General features: G+C 51.0%; 17 protein-coding genes. 9 read left to right on the top strand and 8 right to left on the bottom strand.

Annotation, left to right across the window (positions count from 1 at the left end; genetic code table 11):
- Positions 1-2: 2 nt before the first annotated feature.
- From O4H49_RS00425 to O4H49_RS00415, 3 genes are all read right to left on the bottom strand, one after another.
- Positions 3-905: an ABC transporter permease gene (locus O4H49_RS00425; RefSeq protein WP_269421434.1), complete on the bottom strand. Its 903-nt coding sequence runs from the start codon at positions 903-905 to the stop codon at positions 3-5.
- Positions 902-2,047 (bottom strand): ABC transporter ATP-binding protein, encoded by a 1,146-nt coding sequence (locus tag O4H49_RS00420; RefSeq protein ID WP_269421433.1) that lies wholly within the window; start codon positions 2,045-2,047, stop codon positions 902-904. The genes O4H49_RS00425 and O4H49_RS00420 overlap by 4 nt, the downstream gene beginning before the upstream one ends.
- A 170-nt stretch (positions 2,048-2,217) precedes the next feature.
- Positions 2,218-3,312 carry an extracellular solute-binding protein gene (locus O4H49_RS00415; RefSeq protein ID WP_269421432.1) on the bottom strand — a complete coding sequence of 365 codons (1,095 nt, stop codon included), beginning with the start codon at positions 3,310-3,312 and terminating at the stop codon, positions 2,218-2,220.
- Between the two features lie 301 nt (positions 3,313-3,613).
- On the opposite strand from O4H49_RS00415, the gene O4H49_RS00410 reads away from it, so the two are divergent.
- The gene (locus O4H49_RS00410) at positions 3,614-5,113 is read left to right on the top strand and encodes a PLP-dependent aminotransferase family protein (protein ID WP_269421431.1); all 1,500 of its coding nucleotides are present in this window, start codon (positions 3,614-3,616) and stop codon (positions 5,111-5,113) included.
- 31 nt (positions 5,114-5,144) lie between these two features.
- Here the strand turns inward: O4H49_RS00410 and O4H49_RS00405 are convergent, their stop codons facing one another.
- Positions 5,145-6,299 (bottom strand): aminotransferase, encoded by a 1,155-nt coding sequence (locus O4H49_RS00405; RefSeq protein WP_269421430.1) that lies wholly within the window; start codon positions 6,297-6,299, stop codon positions 5,145-5,147.
- A gap of 237 nt (positions 6,300-6,536) precedes the next feature.
- Here O4H49_RS00405 and O4H49_RS00400 point away from each other — a divergent pair, with 237 nt between their 5' ends.
- Entirely contained in the window at positions 6,537-7,700 is a 1,164-nt protein-coding gene (locus O4H49_RS00400) for a TauD/TfdA family dioxygenase (RefSeq protein ID WP_269421429.1), read from the top strand.
- 81 nt (positions 7,701-7,781) lie between these two features.
- Here the strand turns inward: O4H49_RS00400 and O4H49_RS00395 are convergent, their stop codons facing one another.
- The 3 genes from O4H49_RS00395 to O4H49_RS00385 form a co-directional block, all read right to left on the bottom strand.
- Positions 7,782-8,537, bottom strand: coding sequence for a sulfite exporter TauE/SafE family protein (locus O4H49_RS00395; protein ID WP_269421428.1), 756 nt, complete (start codon positions 8,535-8,537; stop codon positions 7,782-7,784).
- Between the two features lie 155 nt (positions 8,538-8,692).
- Positions 8,693-10,033, bottom strand: a complete 1,341-nt coding sequence (locus O4H49_RS00390; RefSeq protein ID WP_269421427.1) for a GAF domain-containing sensor histidine kinase — start codon at positions 10,031-10,033, stop codon at positions 8,693-8,695.
- A gap of 264 nt (positions 10,034-10,297) precedes the next feature.
- Positions 10,298-11,074, bottom strand: coding sequence for a substrate-binding periplasmic protein (locus O4H49_RS00385; protein WP_269421426.1), 777 nt, complete (start codon positions 11,072-11,074; stop codon positions 10,298-10,300).
- 236 nt (positions 11,075-11,310) lie between these two features.
- On the opposite strand from O4H49_RS00385, the gene O4H49_RS00380 reads away from it, so the two are divergent.
- The 5 genes from O4H49_RS00380 (at position 11,311) to O4H49_RS00360 (ending at position 15,797) form a co-directional block, all read left to right on the top strand.
- Positions 11,311-11,874, top strand: a complete 564-nt coding sequence (locus O4H49_RS00380; protein WP_269421425.1) for a hypothetical protein — start codon at positions 11,311-11,313, stop codon at positions 11,872-11,874.
- A 127-nt stretch (positions 11,875-12,001) separates the two neighbouring features.
- Positions 12,002-13,129: an MlaE family lipid ABC transporter permease subunit gene (locus O4H49_RS00375; protein WP_269421424.1), complete on the top strand. Its 1,128-nt coding sequence runs from the start codon at positions 12,002-12,004 to the stop codon at positions 13,127-13,129.
- A 3-nt stretch (positions 13,130-13,132) separates the two neighbouring features.
- Positions 13,133-13,948: an ABC transporter ATP-binding protein gene (locus O4H49_RS00370; RefSeq protein ID WP_269421423.1), complete on the top strand. Its 816-nt coding sequence runs from the start codon at positions 13,133-13,135 to the stop codon at positions 13,946-13,948.
- Between the two features lie 60 nt (positions 13,949-14,008).
- Entirely contained in the window at positions 14,009-15,043 is a 1,035-nt protein-coding gene (locus tag O4H49_RS00365; protein ID WP_269421422.1) for an MlaD family protein, read from the top strand.
- Positions 15,044-15,149: 106 nt separating this feature from the next.
- A complete protein-coding gene (locus O4H49_RS00360; RefSeq protein WP_269421421.1) occupies positions 15,150-15,797 on the top strand; it encodes an ABC-type transport auxiliary lipoprotein family protein in 648 nt (215 codons plus the stop codon).
- Between the two features lie 14 nt (positions 15,798-15,811).
- Here O4H49_RS00360 and O4H49_RS00355 read toward each other — a convergent pair whose 3' ends face one another.
- Complete coding sequence (locus O4H49_RS00355; RefSeq protein WP_269421420.1) at positions 15,812-16,297, bottom strand: Lrp/AsnC family transcriptional regulator; 486 nt, start codon at positions 16,295-16,297, stop codon at positions 15,812-15,814.
- A 148-nt stretch (positions 16,298-16,445) separates the two neighbouring features.
- Here O4H49_RS00355 and O4H49_RS00350 point away from each other — a divergent pair, with 148 nt between their 5' ends.
- Positions 16,446-17,510, top strand: coding sequence for a threonine aldolase family protein (locus O4H49_RS00350; protein ID WP_269421419.1), 1,065 nt, complete (start codon positions 16,446-16,448; stop codon positions 17,508-17,510).
- On the top strand, positions 17,510-18,418 hold the full coding sequence (locus O4H49_RS00345; protein WP_269421418.1) for an SMP-30/gluconolactonase/LRE family protein: 909 nt from the start codon (positions 17,510-17,512) through the stop codon (positions 18,416-18,418). The genes O4H49_RS00350 and O4H49_RS00345 overlap by 1 nt, the downstream gene beginning before the upstream one ends.
- Positions 18,419-18,447: the final 29 nt, after the last annotated feature.

The following is an 18,447-nucleotide window of genomic DNA, read 5'->3' as shown; positions in this document are numbered from 1 at the left end:
CCCTATTTCACAGTATCGGCAAGCGTCTGCCGGCTTAATTTCAAGCCTACAAAAACAATTGCAGAAGAGAGGATCAGTAACAGGAAGCCAAAGGCCGAGCCTGATTCCCAGTTAAAACGGGTGATAAACTGGTTATAGATCTGTTCGGTGAACCACAAGCCATCCTTGCCGCCCAGCAGCGTCGGTGTCAGATAGTTCCCCAGCGTCAACATGAAGACCACAATGCAGCCCGACGCAATACCCGGCATGGCATGGGGAATCACAATTTCCCGCAGGATATTAAAGGTATTCCCGCCCAGATCATATCCCGCCTCGATCAGGCTGTCATCGAGCGTATCGAGAACCGACACCAGGGGCACGACCATGAAAAGCATCGATGTGTAAACCAGTCCGACCATCAGAGAGGCATCGTTATAAAGCATCTCAACCGGCCCATCGACAATACCTGCCCACTGCAGGAAGCTGCTGATCACACCACTTTCACGCAGCAGGATCATCCAGCCAAAAGTCCGGACAAGCTCGGACACCCAGAAAGGAATAAGACACATCATAAACAAAAGACTGCGCTTTTTTCCCTTCATCACCTTGGCGATATAATAGGAAATGGGAAAACCGACAATAAGCGTGATTACTGTGGCAATAATCGACATAACCGCAGTGCGGACAAAGGTGTTCCAGTAAAGCGGTTCCGTAAAGAATTCGATGTAGTTCTGGAAACTGAAAGCATATTCGCGATAGCCGAGCTTCTCGCGCAGGGATACCATCAGCAGGTCGACATGTGGCAGGATGATCAGGAGAAAAAGCCACAGAAGAAGCGGCAGCATAAGCAGGAAGGTACCAAGCTTGATAATCGGTATTTTTCTTTCCTGCCCCTCTGTTGCAGACAAGGTACTCACACTACTCATGCTGCAATTCCCTGTCTGGCAGCCTTCATCGCTTTAAAAGCACGGGTCTTTTCAACATCCCACGACAGGACCAGCGCCTCACCTGGTTTCAGATCACTAAAGGCTCCGGTTTGTGGCAAAGAGACCATTACCTCATGCCCGGTTGCCTGATCCCGAACCAGTGCCCGGCTGTTGGCCCCATCAAACAAGAGATTCTGCACCACTCCTGAAAGGGTGTTTTTGCCACCAGAAAGGCGTGCTTTTTCCTGCGCCGCCTTGCTCCGTTCAATAACTATCGCTTCCGGGCGAACAAAAAGATCGACATTTTCTCCGACCGCAAAAGAAGTACCCGGCGCAAAAGACGTCGCAATCACACCACCTTCGTCAAGGGCAACCATCGCCTGGGCACCATCCAGAGCCTCGATCCGTCCTTCCCAACGATTGGCATCGCCGACAAATCCGGCAACAAAAGCCGTTGAGGGGTTATAATAAAGATCCTGTGGTGTACCAACCTGCTCAAACCGGCCTTCGTTCATCACAGCCACATTATCAGACATCACCAGTGCTTCTGACTGATCATGCGTGATATAGACAAAAGTAGTGCCGACTTCATGTTGAAGCTGTTTGAGTTCCACCTTCATGTGTTCACGTAACTTGAGGTCCAGGGCGCCAAGAGGCTCATCAAGCAACAGCAAGGCTGGTTCAAGAACCAGCGAACGGGCAATGGCGATACGCTGGCGCTGTCCACCGGAAAGCTGCTCAATGCGCTTGGCACCCGCATCCGGCAAGCTGACGCGCTCAAGCACATCCGCAACCTTGCGATCTATTTCTGCCTGCCCCATCTTGCGGCGCTTCAGTCCATAGGCAATGTTCTCGGCCACATTCATCATCGGGAACAGGGCGAGATGCTGAAACACCATATTGGCAGGACGTTTATTCGGTGGCACGCCCAACATGGACTTGTCCTTGATGCGAATGTCACCCGTGGTGGGTTCGATAAAGCCTGCCAGCATTCTCAGCAGGGTGGTTTTACCGCAGCCACTTGGTCCGAGGATCGAAAAGAATGATCCTTGCGGAATTTCGAGAGAAACATTGTCAACAGCGGTGAATTTTCCAAAGGATTTCACGACCTGACGACATTCAAGATCCAGTTGAGTGCTCATATTTTATACCTAGTTATCTGGCCTCGGGCATCATTACCTGACGAAAGCGAGGCCGTTTTCATAGCCGGACGTGTTGGGGATTGAACCGGAACAGGGCCGGTGATGGCAAGACCCCCGATCTTTTGCAAGACCGGGGGAAGCCAGAATTGTAACCGTGTTAACTGGCTTGCTTAGTTGGAAGAAGCCGCTTTTACACGATCCAGAACTTTACCTTCAATGGTTTCCAGTCCAGCAGGAACAGTCGGATACCACTTGATGTTGTTCAGATCCTGCTCAGGGAAACTGGCCTGGAACTGGGCTTTCAGCTTGTCTTCAGCAAAGGCATCGGCCCCTTTGGAAGCTGTAAAGTTGCCAGCTTCGGCAGTGATCTGCGCAGCAATTTCAGGACGCATCACAAAGTTGATCCACTTGTATGCCGCTTCTTCGTTTTCGGTTTTGCGTGGCAGAGCAAAGGTATCGATCCAGCCAAGCGCACCGGATGCTGGCGCAACAAAAGTCACATCAGGATTGTCACCGTTGAGTTTCCAGCCGCCAGTATCCCATGCCATAGCAGCGACAACTTCACCGGAACGAACCAGGTTCAGCAGTGCATCGCCACCTTCCCAATAGGTCTTCACGTTGGCCTTACAGGAAATCAGCTTGGCTTCAACCTTGTCCATGATTTCCTGATATTTTGCTGTATCGCCATAGGCCTCAAAAGGATCCATGCCCATAGAGAAAGCAAAACCGATCAGGGTAGGACGCTTCAGACGATAAGAAACTTTACCGGCATGAGCTTCGTTACAAAGGTCGGCATAGTCTTTCACATCACCAGCTTTTTTGGTGTCGAGAACCAGACCACTTGTTCCCCAGACATGCGGAACACCGTAAACTTCGCCGTCAACAGTCGTGTTGGCTTTTGTTGCTTCAAGCATAGAGGAAATGAACTGGCTGCTGTCGATCTTGGACAGATCCATCGGCTTGTAGATCCGGTTTTCGATCTGCGCACCGGAAATACGGTCCTGGCTTGGCTGGGCCAAATCGAAACCGCCGCCGCCTGTCGCGCGGAGCTTGGCAATCATTTCTTCGTTGTTGGATTTTGTGACTTTCACGTCAATCCCGGTTTCGGCTTTAAACTGCTCGACAACAGCATCAGGGGCATAACCACCCCAGGTCAGCAGTCTCAGTTCTTCAGCCTGAGCCTGAGCAGAAAATGCCAATCCGACGATGGCTGTTACACCCAGAATCGCCTTCTTCAGGGAAAGCGTGGTTTTTGCAGATTTCATAAAAATACCTCCATGTTGATATCATGCGCATGTTCGAATGCGTCACGGGACAAGCCCCTTTATTTTCACCGAACAATTGCTTTCAAAGTCCTGTTAACGCCTTACACACAGCGTCATGGCATTGTAAAATCAGACCTAACAGGCATGTATTACAATCAGATTGAACTTTGTTTGCAAAAAAGTTTTTAAGCGGAATTGCTTGCGGCTTTATTGTTAAAGAAATATTACACAAAGATTGGCACCTCTTTAAGATCCATTATCCGGCGTGCTATAATACCAATTCAACAACAAGCGTTTTATTATGGCAAAATTTGCATCAGGAGCCCTGCTGGACGGGATCAAACTGGACCCGAATTCCCTCAGTCCGCTTTACCGCCAGCTCTATACCGGCATACGCCGCCTGATCCTCTCCGGCGACCTCCCGCCTGGAATTAAACTTCCTGCCAGCAGAACAATTGCCACTGAACTGAGTATATCCAGAACCACTGTGATCAACACCATAGAGCAGATGATCTCTGAGGGCTTTCTCGAAACCCGGCGCGGCGCAGGAACCTACGTGTCACATCATTTACCGGCAATGACCGATTTTTATCAGTCGATCGACGAGGACGATCCCCAGCAGGACGTGGAAGCGCCCGATCTCAAGCTTTCCCGCCGGGGACAGGGGTATGCCGACCTGCCGCACCAATACGAACCAGAGGGGATCTATACTTTTCGACCCAGTCAGTCGGCTTACGAGCTTTTGCCTCACGACGTCTTTTCCCGTCTGACCAACCGCTACCAGCGTCGCCCGACCCCGGCTGACCTGACCTATGCAGACCGGGGCGGCTTTATGCCCCTGCGCGAAGCAATCTCCAGCTATCTGAAAACCTCCCGATCCATTCGCTGTACCCCTGAACAGGTGATCATCACCTCAGGAACACAATCCGCCTTGCACCTGATCAGCCAGTTGCTTCTGGATCCAGGCGATGCAGTCTGGATGGAAGATCCCGGGCACATGGCAGCCCGTTGCGTCTTCGAGGGCAGCGGCGCCAATGTCGTTCCGGTTCCTCTCGATGAACATGGCTTCAATCCTGAACTCTGTCCGCCAGAACACAAAGACAAGCCCGTAAAGCTCGCCTATGTCACGCCCTCAAGCCAGCATCCCCTGGGCTGTCGCATGCCCCTGACCCGAAGGATCGAACTGCTGGACTGGGCCCAGCAGAATGACGCCTGGATATTCGAAGATGATTACAACAGCGAGTTTCGCTATACCGGGCGCCCTCTCGCCGCACTGCAAGGCCTCGACAAGAGTGGACGCGTTCTTTACGTCGGTTCCTTTACAAAGATCCTCTACCCAGGGATTCGCTTGGGTTATATGATTGTTCCCGGCTCCATGTCAGAAGCTTTTGCCCATGCCTCGACCATCATGCAGCGGTCAACACCAAAACTGATCCAGCAGGTCATCACCGACTTTATCAACGAAGGTTTCTTCGCCACGCATATGCGCAAGATGCGCAAGATCTATGACCAACGACAAAAAGTCCTTCTCGCCGCCGCCGAAGAACATCTGAAAGGCCTGGTCAACATTTCTCCTGTAGAGCAGGGCTTTCACTGTAATGCCTGGCTGCCAGATCACGTGGACGCGCAAGAGATCGAAGACATCTTGCGCCAGGCCGGCTATGCCGTGAACAACATTGATTATTACTGTATCCGGCCTTATCGCCGAAAGGGCTTCATGATCGGTTTTGCCGGAACACCAGAGGAAGAGATACCGGCAGGAATTCAGGGCATGGCCAAAATCCTGCGCCGGATCCTCTGATTCCTCCCGTAATGTCACAAGAAATTGTGATTTACGAAAACAGCCCTTTCAAACGTCTGACGGCCTCTTCTAGCACAGACATTTTTTTGCTGAAGCAAAAACGGGCCATTTGGGTTGGACCTTCCATTTCGTAGAACACACTAATGGGGACAGCTGCAACCTTGGCTTCGGTAGTGATGTGGCGGCAGAATGCCTCGTCAGTACCGCGATACAGCCCGGAAAAATCTACGGTCACAAAAAATGTGCCTTCACAGGGCAAAACCTTGAACCCCATGGCAGCAAGCTCCTTCGAGAGATAGTCCCGCTTACCCTGCAGTTCTTTGATCAGGCCGTCAAAATAGGCACGGTCCTTGGCCAGCCCTTCCGCTACAGCCTTTTGCAAATGCGGGGCAGTCGTAAAGGTGTTGAATTGATGCGCCTTGGCAATCGGTGCCAGAACCTCAGGAGCAGCACAGATGTAGCCAACCTTCCAGCCGGTCAACGCAAAGCTTTTTCCAGCAGAGCCAATTCTGACCGTTCGATCCCGCATCCCCGGAAGTGTCAAAAGGGGATAGTGTTTCTGCCCGCCAAAGACCAGATGTTCATAAACCTCGTCACAAACGGCAAAGACATCATAACGCAAGCACATCTCTGCCAGTGCTTCCAGTTCATCCCAGCTGAAAACCTTGCCCACGGGGTTCATGGGGCTGTTGATCATGATCAGTTTGGTGTCCTGCGTAAAAGCGTCTTCCAGCTCTTCCAGCGGCAGTTTCCAGTCCGGAGGGCTCATTCGAACCACCTTGGGAATCCCCCCGGCACGTTTGATCAACGGCAGATAACAGTCGTAATAGGGTTCAAGCACAATGACTTCATCCCCCGGTTCGATCAAACCGAGCAGACAATCGGCCAGAGCCTCCGTTGCCCCTGAAGTCACCATCACCTCGGTTTGCCAATCCAGATTCAATCCATAAAATCTTTTGTCGTGACTGGCCACCGCCTGCCTCAATACCGGCAGTCCCATCATCGGTGGATACTGGTTTGGTCCGGCAATCAGTGCTTCGGCGGCTACCCGCCGAAGATCCTCTGGCCCATCTTCATCCGGAAAGCCCTGACCCAGGTTGATTGCATCATGTTCCAGCGCCAGGCGGGACATGACTTCGAAGACTGTGGTGCTATAGGATGACAGGACGGAATTGGCTTCTTTCATGGTGTCGTTCCCCGACTCTTGTGACTGTTTCCATCGTAACACCGCTGCGTCTTTCTAGGCAATCAAAGAGCCGTGTCATATAACAGGAAGCTCTTCTGATTTAAGAGAAAAACTGAACGATCAGTAAAATAATATCACTTTTCCCCCTGTGCGAAGAGGTTCAAATTCACAGAAGAAAATCTAGATAACTTTGTCTATGGCCAATCGTACGACAAAGCGCATTAACGGAGTGAGATCATGAATTCTGCCGTGCCTTTAACCTATTCCGGCATAACAATACAGTCGCTTGAACAGACAGGTCATGCCCTGAAAATTGTCTGGGCAGATGGCAAAAAAGCCACCTACCACTATCTATGGCTTCGCGACAATTGTCCCAGCGGATTTCATCCCTCGACAGAAGAACGCCTTTTCAACCTGACCTCGGTCAGTCCCGACATCCATGCTGTCGCCTCAAGTTTCGATGAAGAGCATCTCTATGTCTCGTGGTCAGAAGATGCACACAAAAGCGTCTATCGCTTGCAGTGGCTCTATGATCATGCCTATTCACCCGATTTCAAATCTGCACCCGAGAAATGGGCCGAGCCCTGGGGTGTGGAAATGCGTGATCGTATCTATGAGATCCAGTACGAAGATCTCATGCGCGATGACCGGGTCCTGTTCGATTGGCTCAAAGCAGTCAAGCGCGACGGGATCTCCTATGTGCGAAATGTTCCCTGCAATGACGAAGGCATAACCGATGTCGCTCAACGCATTGCCTTTTTGCGAGAAACAAATTTTGGCAAGATATTCAATGTGCGATCTGTCGCCAACCCGATCAACAATGCCTACACCTCTGAAGGGTTGCCTCTGCACATCGATCTGATCAATCAGGAAATTCCCCCTGGCTTCCAGTTTCTCCATTGCCTGGTCAATGACAGCCGGGGGGGAGAATCCACTTATGCAGATGGCTTCAGAATTATCGAAGAATTAAAGGCAACCGATCCCGAAGCTTTCAAGCTGTTAAGTACTGTTACCGTCCCCATGCGCTTTCACGATAGCGAAACAGATATCCGCAGCCGCCATCCGATTATCAATGTCGATGAGAACGGTCATCTGGTAGAGCTGCGGTACAGCCCGCATCTGGTAGATACCTTCGACATGGACGAAGACATCATGGAAAGTTTCTACCTTGCCTTCCGCAGATTGATGATCCTGATCAACGACCGCCGTTTCGTCATTTCAATCAAGATGAAATCTGGTGATCTCTGTATCTTTGACAATCGACGCGTCATGCACGGGCGGAAGGCTTTTGATGCGACAGGTGCACGACATCTGCGGGGCTGTTATGTTGACCGAAGTGACTTCGACAGCCGCCTGCGTGTCCTGAGCAAACGGTACGGTGAAATCATTTCCGGCCTTTAACCTCTTTCCAACAACACAAATAACCAAAACCCGGGCAACAGGTCACAGCCGTTGCCCGGGTTTTTTTTGCAGCAGATTTTCTCAAGCAAAGCTGTCATAGATCAGCTTGATTCCCGCGACCACCATCATGAGATAGCTTATTTTATAAAAAAGCTCGGGCGAGAGGACCTTGTGTAACTTCAAGCCAAGCCAGATCCCAAGCGGAACCAAAGGCGCAAACACCAGCGAGAGCAGAAGATTTTCTGTCGAAAACTGACCAATCCAGGCATAGGGAATGATCTTGACCTGATTGACCACCAGAAAAAAGACAACGTTGGTGCCGACAAAAAGAGTCTTGTCCATACGCTGTCGTAACAAAAAGTATTTCACAGGGGGCCCTCCCGCATGTGCCACAAAGCTGGTGAAGCCAGAAAGCAGACCACAACCAAGTCCAAGCGGCGTTGAGGGCTCAGTAGCGACAGCCTCGACTTTCTGCCGTGTTACAAAATAACTTAATCCAAAAACCAGCGTCACCACCCCCAGCAACAAGCGTACGTTATCCGGATCAACATAGCTGAAGGTCAGCGTACCAATCACGATCCCGGGCAAAGCCCCTGAAAGCAACAGAACCAGGTTGCGTCCATGCCAATTTTTCCGATAGGCAAGAATACTCAGCAGATCCATAAAGCAGAGGATCGGCAACATGATTGCTGCCGCCTTCAGCGGTGACACAAACAGCGCCATCATAGGAACCGTCAAGGCGCCGATACCGCCAGAAAAGCCGCTTTTTGAAATTCCGGTGATCAGAACAGCAATTGCTGCGACAAGATAAAAGCCATAGCTGTATTCAAACAACATCTGAAAATCCATAAGTATCCATGGGTTTAGGGAAACGCGCGACGGAAATCGTCTGTGAGAAACAGGCCGCAAGAAACAGGCCGTAAGAAACAAGAAGGGAATAACCTTTTATCCCCGGATTAAAGCAAGGCCTGCATTAATTCTGGAAACAGTATTTAATCAGTCTGTCGAATTTGGGAACGTTCTGGTGGAAAAGACACCACAACTTTTGTGCCCTGCCCGACTTTGCTTTCCAGAGAAAAAACCGCGCCGTGCAATTCGGCCAGTTTTTTTGCCAGAGGAAGCCCAAGGCCCGTTCCCCTGGCCGGAGATTTAATCAGATAGTCATCATGAACCTGGTTAAAGGGTTGAGCCACCCGCAAAAGGTTTTCCTCGGCAATTCCAATCCCCGTATCCTTGACAATAAGGGTTATCGCCTTCTGCTCAGTCACCTCTGCATGCACGCTCACCTTGCCCTTAGCTGGCGTAAACTTGACTGCGTTTGACAAGAGGTTGAAAAGTATCTGTTTCACACAACGCGCATCAGCCCACAAAACCGGACAACCTCCCGCAACGGTATAACTCACCTGTAGTTCGTTCGCTTTTGGGTCGCCAGAAATAACGACCAGGGCCTCCTCAAGCAGTTGAGTCAGATCACAGGCCACTTCATTGAGTATAACGGTGCCTGAATCCACCTTGGCTGTATCAAGAATATCATTGATAAGATCGAGAAGATGTTTTCCGGCCGAATTTATAGATCCGATATAATCCCGGTACTTTTCATTTCCCAACTCTCCGAGATATTCCCCGGTGATAAAATCGGAAAACCCGATGATCGCATTCAGGGGTGTTCTTAATTCATGGCTCATATTGGCCAGGAAGGCTGTTTTTGCAGCATTGGCTTCTTCAGCAGCTTCCTTTGCCAGCAAAAGCTCAAGCTCAACCCGCTTCTGCGCCTGTTCCTTGTCCAACAACATGAGCTTGGCGCTCATCATGGCAGCAATGGTGGTCAGAATTTTCTGGTGATTGTCGCCGAACCAGCCCGGATTTGGGTTTTCACAGTCAATCACCCCCAAAAGCTGATTGTCATGCCCCAGCAGCGGTACACAGATTTCAGAGCGCATGCCTTCCAGATCCACGATATACCGGGGATCTTTTCTGATATCATCGATACAAACCGGCACTTTTGAGCGCGCAACACTGCCGACGATGCCATTCTCGATCGGAATTGTAAGCTGATTAAAAATGGTATCGCTCTCGGGATTTTTCTCCCCAATCGCAGACATTTGGCGAAGCCGGGTTCCATCCGGTTCAAGATAGTAGACTACACAATCGACAAAACCAAAGCGTTGTACGACTTCCCTGGCCACAAACCACGCGAGTTCTGCTTTCGTCGGAATGCCGATAAGCTTGACTGCAAAATTGTTAAAAATGCCGAGATGCAGGTTTTCAGACAGAAGTTCAGCAACATCAGCTTCTCCAGCCTTTCGCTTCATATTCTGCTGCTTCACACTCACGGCTCATATTTCCTGACATTGATCAGTAAGGGCACCCTTGCCTGCTTCGCCGACTCCCGAAGCAGATAGAGCTTTTCATTGCGATTTTCTGCCTGGTGACCAGAAGGACAAAGACTGACCCCACAGCACAAAAGCTGGATGTTTTAGAAAAGCGACAACAGCTTAGCAGATTTTTCCCCGGATGTTACTTCCGACTTAAGTACAATAGAAAGCAAAAAGACCCCGACATGTGCTTTCTTCTGTTCGTGACCAGGAAATGGATCATCACTTCCCAGCGTCAGGCAGATGATTATGATCACTTAACCATAATAGAGATTTACCGGACGCCTTCCCTTTTAACGCTTCCCACTGGTCGCTTTTGGAAAGACGTTTTGCAGCTGCTGCCAAGGTAGAGATATGTACCCGTTGCCAGGATTTTTTCGACGCGACCAGCCAGACAACGCGACAGTTGAGAAAATAGGGTTTACTAAAATCTTCCCAGGACATCTTGTGGTGCTCGATTGCAGCATCCAGCACAGGCAGTGTTCCGATAACAGCCTCAACCCGCTTTTGCTTCATGAGCCAAAGAGCTTCGGTATAATTCGCCGTTCCAATTTTTTCGATTTTGTCGCTGCGATCAATCCAGCTTCCGCTATTGGATCCCCTGACCACAGCCATCTTCAGACCCAGGATGTCTTTATCCGACTGGAGCACCAGATCTTTGTGGGTAATCACCATTTTGTCCAGTCGTACTGTCGGCATAACAGGTGTTAAAACCTCTTGCATCCCTTCTTGCCAGAACATGACAGAAAGGTCGTACAAGCCTTTTTCCAATCCATATTTCAACCTTTTTTCCGGCACGGCATGTACTTCAATAGGCTCTCCGAGTTCCTTTGAAAGAGCATCAAAATACTCGACGACGACACCGACCAACTGTCCTTTTTCATCAACATATCCCCATGGTTTTTCAAGTGGGACCACAGCCTTGAGCGTCTCGTGACTGGCCTGGACCAATGAGGAAAGCGAAAGAAAAAATATCTGGAAGATTAAAACAAATTTCATTCTGGAAGGAATACCAATTACGAACATCAACATACATCAATCAGGGAATAGCCCCAGCAAACACCCCGACAATCTGGATCATCTGCTATAACCTTGCAAGCATGACAATATGGTTAACTCGTTGAATTTTGCGAATACCCAAATATGAAACTATTATGACATGACTCTCTTGAACTGGCATAAGCTTGTAAAACAGAGTAATGAAAGTTCGTGGTATCCCTTGGGAATGGCGTGATATGCCGGTAGAAAACGAATACAAATTTGCCCTTCATGACCCTGACGGCGTCTTGGAAACAGAATTGCAAGCATCTGATTTTTTTCGTGTTTCCATTAAACAGGGCTATATTCGCAAGGGCTCAAGAGTCCGGGAATGGACCGATCTCAAAACAGGCAGAATCCGTTATATCTATACCTATAAACACCGGGTCGGTGATGATGTGGTCGAGGTAGAGACAGATATTGCGAAAGAGGATTTTGCCGCGCTTTGGTCAGTTCGGGAACTCGATATCCACAAAGTCCGTTACAAGTTCATCGTTGATGGTCTTACATGGGATGTCGATTTTTTAAAACACAAAGGGAAGACCTATTTCACCCTGGCTGAGGTTGAGCTCCCTAGAGATGAGCGGGTTGTTCCGGCTCCCCCTGAGTTGATACAGCCATTTGTTCTCGGTGCAACCGGGCGCCATGACAAGACTCTCTCAAACAAGCGATTGGCAGATCTCAGTTATGCTCGCCGGGTACACTCGGCCTTTTTAAGTGGCGGATCTGATACCGATAAAATCCTGAGCGCAGCGGTGTAAGCTGAAATAGCAAAGCAGAAAACCTGTTGTGCCTCCGCGCAACAGGGAGAAAAACGATGCTTTTGCAAACACCCGCAGTTGATCTAGACTACCCCTATCATTCAACAACCTTGCGGCGCGCCCCAACTTGACCACTCCCCGATTTCAGATATCAGAAGACAAAAACCAGACTGCCATACAACTGTCCGGTTCCTGGATAACCCAGGAGCTGAACACACTTCTCCCTCTGATAGAGACATTACCAATCAAGCAGGGCACCAGCGTTGTTCTCAACCTCCAGCATGTTGAAATTATGGATAGCGCCGGGGCTTTGCTGCTGCAAAAGCTTCGAAACCGGCTTGAAGAAAGTGGCAAAGATACAGTCCTTGAGAATATACCGGATCCCGTCAAACGGATCATCTCGGCCATAGAGGAACACCACAGCAAGACCATACCTGCAGCGCAGGAAAGGCAAGGTATCGCTGTTTTCTTTGCAGAAACGGGGCGGCATTTTCTCGAGCTCTGTAACAAAGCCGGCGAGTTGATCGCCTTCTTGGGACTGGTGATTTCAGCCTCTTTGCGCCAGATACGCCATCCAGGTCGGATCAGATTTACTTCCCTGATCGCCCAGATGGAACAGGCAGGACTTCATGCACTGCCAATTGTTGGCCTGATCTCTTTTCTGATCGGAGTGGTTCTGGCCTTTCAGGGGTCAGATCAGCTGGAACGCTTCGGGGCACAGATCTTTACCATCAATCTTGTTGCCGTCGGTGTTCTGCGCGAAATGGGCATTCTGCTGACAGCTATTATTGTTGCCGGGCGTTCCGGCAGTGCCTTTACCGCCCAGATCGGCACCATGAAGGTCAACGAAGAAATCGACGCCATGCGTACAATCGGTCTCGACCCGATTGAAACACTGGTTTTACCGAGAATATTCGGGCTGGTTCTGGTCCTGCCGCTTCTGACATTCTATGCAGATATTATGGGATTGATCGGCGGTGCGGCCATGACGATGGTCACACTGGATCTCTCGCTATTTCAATATCTCCGCCATCTGCAGGATGCGGCAAAGCTGGGCGATTTCCTTGTCGGCATGATCAAGGCGCCAATCTTTGCCTTTATCATTGCCCTGATTGGTTGCCACGAAGGATTACAGGTCAGCCGCAGTGCAGAATCAGTTGGCCGCCAGACAACCCGGTCAGTGGTCGAGGCCAGCTTTCTGATTATTGTTCTTGATGCCATGCTCTCGATCCTTTTTTCCATTCTCGGGGTGTAAGAGATGCCTGCAGCGACCTCGCAAGAAGACATCATTATTTCCCTGACTGATATCCGGAACCAATTCGGCTCTCATGTTCTCCATGAGGCGCTCACTCTTGATATCCGCAAAGGAGAGGTTCTGGGTATTGTCGGCGGTTCCGGCACGGGAAAATCTGTCCTGCTGCGAACCATTGTCGGCCTGAACCAGAAAACTGCGGGGACCATTTCTATTCTTGGTCAGGATGTTGATCGGCTTCGTCTGGACGAGCTCAACCGCCTGCGCCAGCGTATGGGGGTTTTGTTTCAGGACGGTGCCCTGTTCTCCTCCCTGACAGTATCCCAGAATATAGAAGCGGTTCTCAAGGAACATACCCGGCTTCCGATATCGTTTCTCAAGGAAATTGCTGCCCTTAAAATATCCCTTGCAGGTCTCCCTGCCGATGCTGGTGGCAAGTACCCTTCAGAACTCTCCGGCGGCATGCGCAAACGCGCCGGCCTTGCCCGCGCCCTGGCACTTGACCCGGATATCGTGTTTCTTGACGAACCTACGGCGGGGCTGGACCCGATTGGTGCAGCACAATTTGACCAGTTGATATCCGATCTTCAAACTGCTTTGGGCCTCACGGTGGTCATGATCACCCACGATCTTGATTCCCTGCATGCCATCTGCAACCGGATCGGTGTGCTGTTGAACAAACGTATCAAGGTTGGCACCATAGCAGAACTGACAAAAGAGCCGGATCCCTGGATCAAGGAGTATTTTGACGGGCCTCGTGGACGGGCAGCAACCCGGTCACATGCAAGCCAAAGCCAGAAAGCAACCTCATCACAGAGCTGATGAGCTTTTTCTTAAGTTACAGCGACCAATCAGGCAAGTCATAGCCAAGAAGGACAGTTTATGGAAACCCGTGCCAACCATATGATCGTAGGTGTTTTTGTCATCGCCTTTATGCTCGGCGCGATGGGCTTTGTCATCTGGCTGGCAAAATTCCAGTCTGACCAAGTCTTCACGCGCTACAACATCATCTATCAAGGTGATGTCACCGGGCTGAAATCCGGTAGTGCGGTGCGCTTTCGCGGTGTCAGTGTCGGAGAAGTTGTTGATGTCGAACTCTCGCCGGATAAACCAGCCGAGGAAATTGTCATCCTGATCGAGGTCGATCACACCACCCCGGTTATGACAGACACCGTCGCCATACTCCAGCTTGAAGGCATTACAGGTGTCCGTTCTGTTCTGCTCAATATGGGAACCAACGAAGCAGGCCCTCTGACAGAAAAAGGCCCTTATGGCTATCCCGTCATTCGTTCTGGCAGCTCTGCCCTGGACAAGCTGATCAAAGGTGCCCCTGAACTGTTGGGAAATACCAATGTCCTTGTTTCCAGAGGCAACGATCTTCTCAACGACCAGAATCGTCAGAATATCGCGGATACTCTGGTGCATATCCGCAGTCTGACACAGGCGCTGGCTGAACGGGAAAACCAGATAGCAACCATGATTGACGATACCTCTACAACAGCAAAAAACCTGAAAGAAATGTCCGCTTCGGTAAAAGATCTCACAGCGGACCTTCAATCCGGAAGCAAGGATCTCATTACCCGGGCCAACCATGCTGTATCAGCGCTGGACAAGGCCGCAACCACCATTAACTCGGTCGTGGGAGACAGCAGTCCGGAAATTCGTTCTCTGGTCAAAGACTTGCAAAGCACAGCCCAGAGTTTTGCCAAAACCAGCGACCAGGTCGAAGCCCTTATTCGTGAAAATCGCGAACCCATTCAGGACTTCACTTCCAGTGGTCTTTATGAATTTTCAAATCTTCTGTCTGAATCAAGAAAGCTGGTCGAGGATCTGCAACATCTTACTGCTGAAATCGAGCGTGACCCCGCCCGGTTCTTTTTCGGGGATAAACAAAAGGGATACGAAACTTCGCAGTAAGCCAGCCCCCTTTCCAGTAATCCCTGTTAAAGGAAAAATTTCCGCTGAAGGATCTTTTTCCTTTAGACTGTCAAAAGAAGCCCACGCCTAAAGAGACGAGATCGCCATGCACAACCGCCGTACCTTCCTGAAATTCGCTTCTCTTTTGCCACTCGCAGGGACAACCGCAGCCTGCGCCTCTCTGATCCCCGGGCAAGGGCCTCTGCCTGATCTCTATCGTCTGTCGCCCAAAAGCACTTTTGATCCCAACCTGCCAACTGTTCCCTGGCAACTGGTGTTGGAACAAACCACCGCCAATGCCAGCCTCAACACCACAAAGATTGCCCTGCAGCGCCAACCCAACCAGATGGAATATTACGCCAATGCCGGCTGGGTCGACAAAGCCTCGGTCATGATCCAGAGCCTGCTGGTTGAATCCTTTGAGAATACCCGGAAAATTATCTCGGTTGGCCGGGAAACCGTCGGCTTGCGGTCCGACTTTATCCTCAAGACCGAGCTACGGGAATTCCAGACCCAGTACTTTGATGGCAGCCCGACTGTCCTGATCACCATCAACGCAAAAATCGTCCAGATGCCCCGTCGCAACATCATTGGCTCGAACTCTTTCGAAGCACGGATTCCAGCGACAGCCGATCAACTCGACAAAATCATTGAAGCCTTTGATCAGGCACTGGGCAAAGTCACAAAACATCTGGTCGAATGGACATTGACCACTGCCGACGCAGCCTATCAGAAGAAAAAGTATGGTAGTTAGTCCAAGCCTTTTTTCTACCGTCCTTCGTCGAAGTTCAGAAACGGTTCAAACTTGATACGTTTGATCGCGAAATAACTGTTGATCGAACGGATCTCGGGCAAGCTGGTCAGTGGCTCGGTTATCTTCGCTTCAAAATCGGTCATATCGGTCAGGGCCGAGATAAACATCAGGTCGTGATCTCCGGTGACATTATAACAGATCATGACCTCTGGGATATTCTGGATCACCCTGATGGCCTGGTCGCGTGCCTGGCGGTTGTGATTGTTCAACCGGACCTCAGAAATGGCAACCAGAGTGTCTCCGGCTCTTTCCGGATTGACCAACGCGATCTCGCGCTCGATATAGCCCTCGGCTCTCAGCCGACGAACCCGCCGTGTACAGGACGGCGCAGAGGTGCCAACCAGTTCTGCCAGATCAATATTCGGCATTTGGCAATCCCGCTGCAACGCATTGAGGATCTTCCGGTCAATCTGATCCAGACCTTGCCCGCGTTTTCCCACACCTCCTCCTTTTCTGTATATTGAAATTGTTAGTCAAAAAATTAACAATAATGATCCAAAATTTCATTTTATCCAGAATTTTGTTTAATACCATCACCCCCATTCCGCAATACTGGCGTCGAAAACAATACTGACAAGGACCCGCCACTTGCGCCCAATCGACTTCAGAAGCGACACCCTGACGACACCTTGCAAGGCCATGCGCACGCACATGGCCGCAGCAGAAGTCGGGGATGATTATTATCGCGAAGATCCGTCAATCCGTGCTCTCGAGGACTATACAGCAGAACTGCTGGGCAAGGAGGCTGCTCTTTTTGTCCTCAGCGGGACCATGGGAAACCTTCTTTCCGTCAGGGCACAGGTGCCACCGGGCAGCGCGGCGCTGGTCAGCAGCAGCTCCCACCTCCACCTGAACGAAACCGGGCACCTGGCTTCGATCTGTGGCATAACATCCTATCCCATGGCGACACCCGACGGCAGATACCCGCTTTCGGAACTGGAGAAAACCTGGCCGATCTCTTCACCGGGCCAACGCCCTTCTGTCCTGAATCCACGCCTGAAGCTGATCGCCATAGAAAACACCCATAATGGCGAGGGGGGACGCTGTCTTGATCTTGCCTACCTGCAGGATTTGCGTTGCTTCGCCAATGCGCGTTCCCTTACCTTCCATATGGACGGGGCCAGATTTTTCAATGCTGTTGTCTCCCTTGGCGTCAAGCCTTCGGAACTTGCTGCCCCGTTACAGAGCATTTCCTTTTGCCTTTCCAAAGGATTGGGCGCACCCGGTGGGGCCATGATCGCTGGAGACCGAGATTTTATCGAGGAGGCACGTCATTGGCGGCAGATGGTCGGCGGCGGTATGCGGCAGGCCGGTGTCCTTGCCGCTGCCGGACTTTTTGCCCTTCAGCAGAATGTTAACCGGCTGGCCGATGACCATGCAAATGCCATGCGACTGGCACAAGGTCTTTGCTCTCTGGGGCTGGTGGTCGACCTGCCCGCCATTGAAACCAATATTGTCATGGCCTATCTGCCGGACCACTTGCCAAAACCGGATAAATTTCACGAGATCCTGACCCGGGAAGCCGTCCTCGTTTTGCCGCCAAAGGGCAATCGTTTGCGCTTCGCCACCCACAAGGATCTCTCGACAGATGACATCGATCTGGCCCTGTCCAGAATTGGTGAAATCGTCAACCGCGATCGAAGGTTCCAATAATGCACAATAGCCCTGTCTGCATCGCTCAGGTAAAAAACACCTTGGGTGAATGTCCTCTTTGGGACGAGCGGGAACAGGTCCTCTACTGGACTGACATCACAGAACGTCAGGTCTATCGGCTGGTACCAGACACAGGAACACTCACCCGGTGGCCCGTACGCGCTGAAATCAGTGCGCTCGCGCTCAGGGCGAATGCACCGGGTTTTATCACCGGAGGCAGAGAAGGTTTTGCCCTGGTTGACCTCCAGACCGAAAGTTTTGATCTTCTTGCGACCCCTGAAATAGCCTTACCTGCCAACCGGATGAACGATGGCAAATGTGATCCCCGTGGCCGTTTCTGGTGCGGCAGTATTCACGAAGTTTCGGACCCGGCTTTGCGTCAACCCATTGCTGCCGTCTACCGCCTCGATCCGGGCCAGGGACCGGACCCGGCCAGCGTGGTCAAAAAAATCCGCTCCGGCGTAAAAACCAGCAACGGCTTTGCCTGGAGCCCGGACGGAAAAACATTCTATTTCACCGATACTCCGACACTACAGATCCTCGCCTTTGACTATGACCTTGAGAGCGGCGACCTTGCCAACGAGCGTGTTTTTGCCACGGTCCCTTCAGGCAAAGGACGCCCCGATGGTGCAACCGTTGATGTCGAAGGTTGCCTGTGGAGTGCCCACTTTGCTGGTGCCTGTATTACCCGCTATGCTCCCGATGGCACTGTTCTGCAGGTTATAGAGCTGCCTGTCGCCAATGTTACCTCTTGCTGTTTTGGGGGCAAGGATCTGGATACACTTTTCATCACGACAGCCCTTGAAGACCTCTCCGATGCCGAATTACGGGACCAGCCGCTTGCCGGCGGGCTTTTCAGCTTCAAACCCGGGGTATCCGGGATGCCCATGAACCGCTATGCAGGATAAGATCCTCCTGCCGGAAAAGAACACAACAA

Source organism: Kiloniella laminariae, assembly GCF_027214005.1.
Taxonomy (GTDB): Bacteria; Pseudomonadota; Alphaproteobacteria; order Kiloniellales; family Kiloniellaceae; genus Kiloniella; species Kiloniella laminariae_A.
The sequence above is the reverse complement of the archived record's forward strand: the minus strand, read 5'-3'. Positions and strand labels throughout refer to the sequence as shown.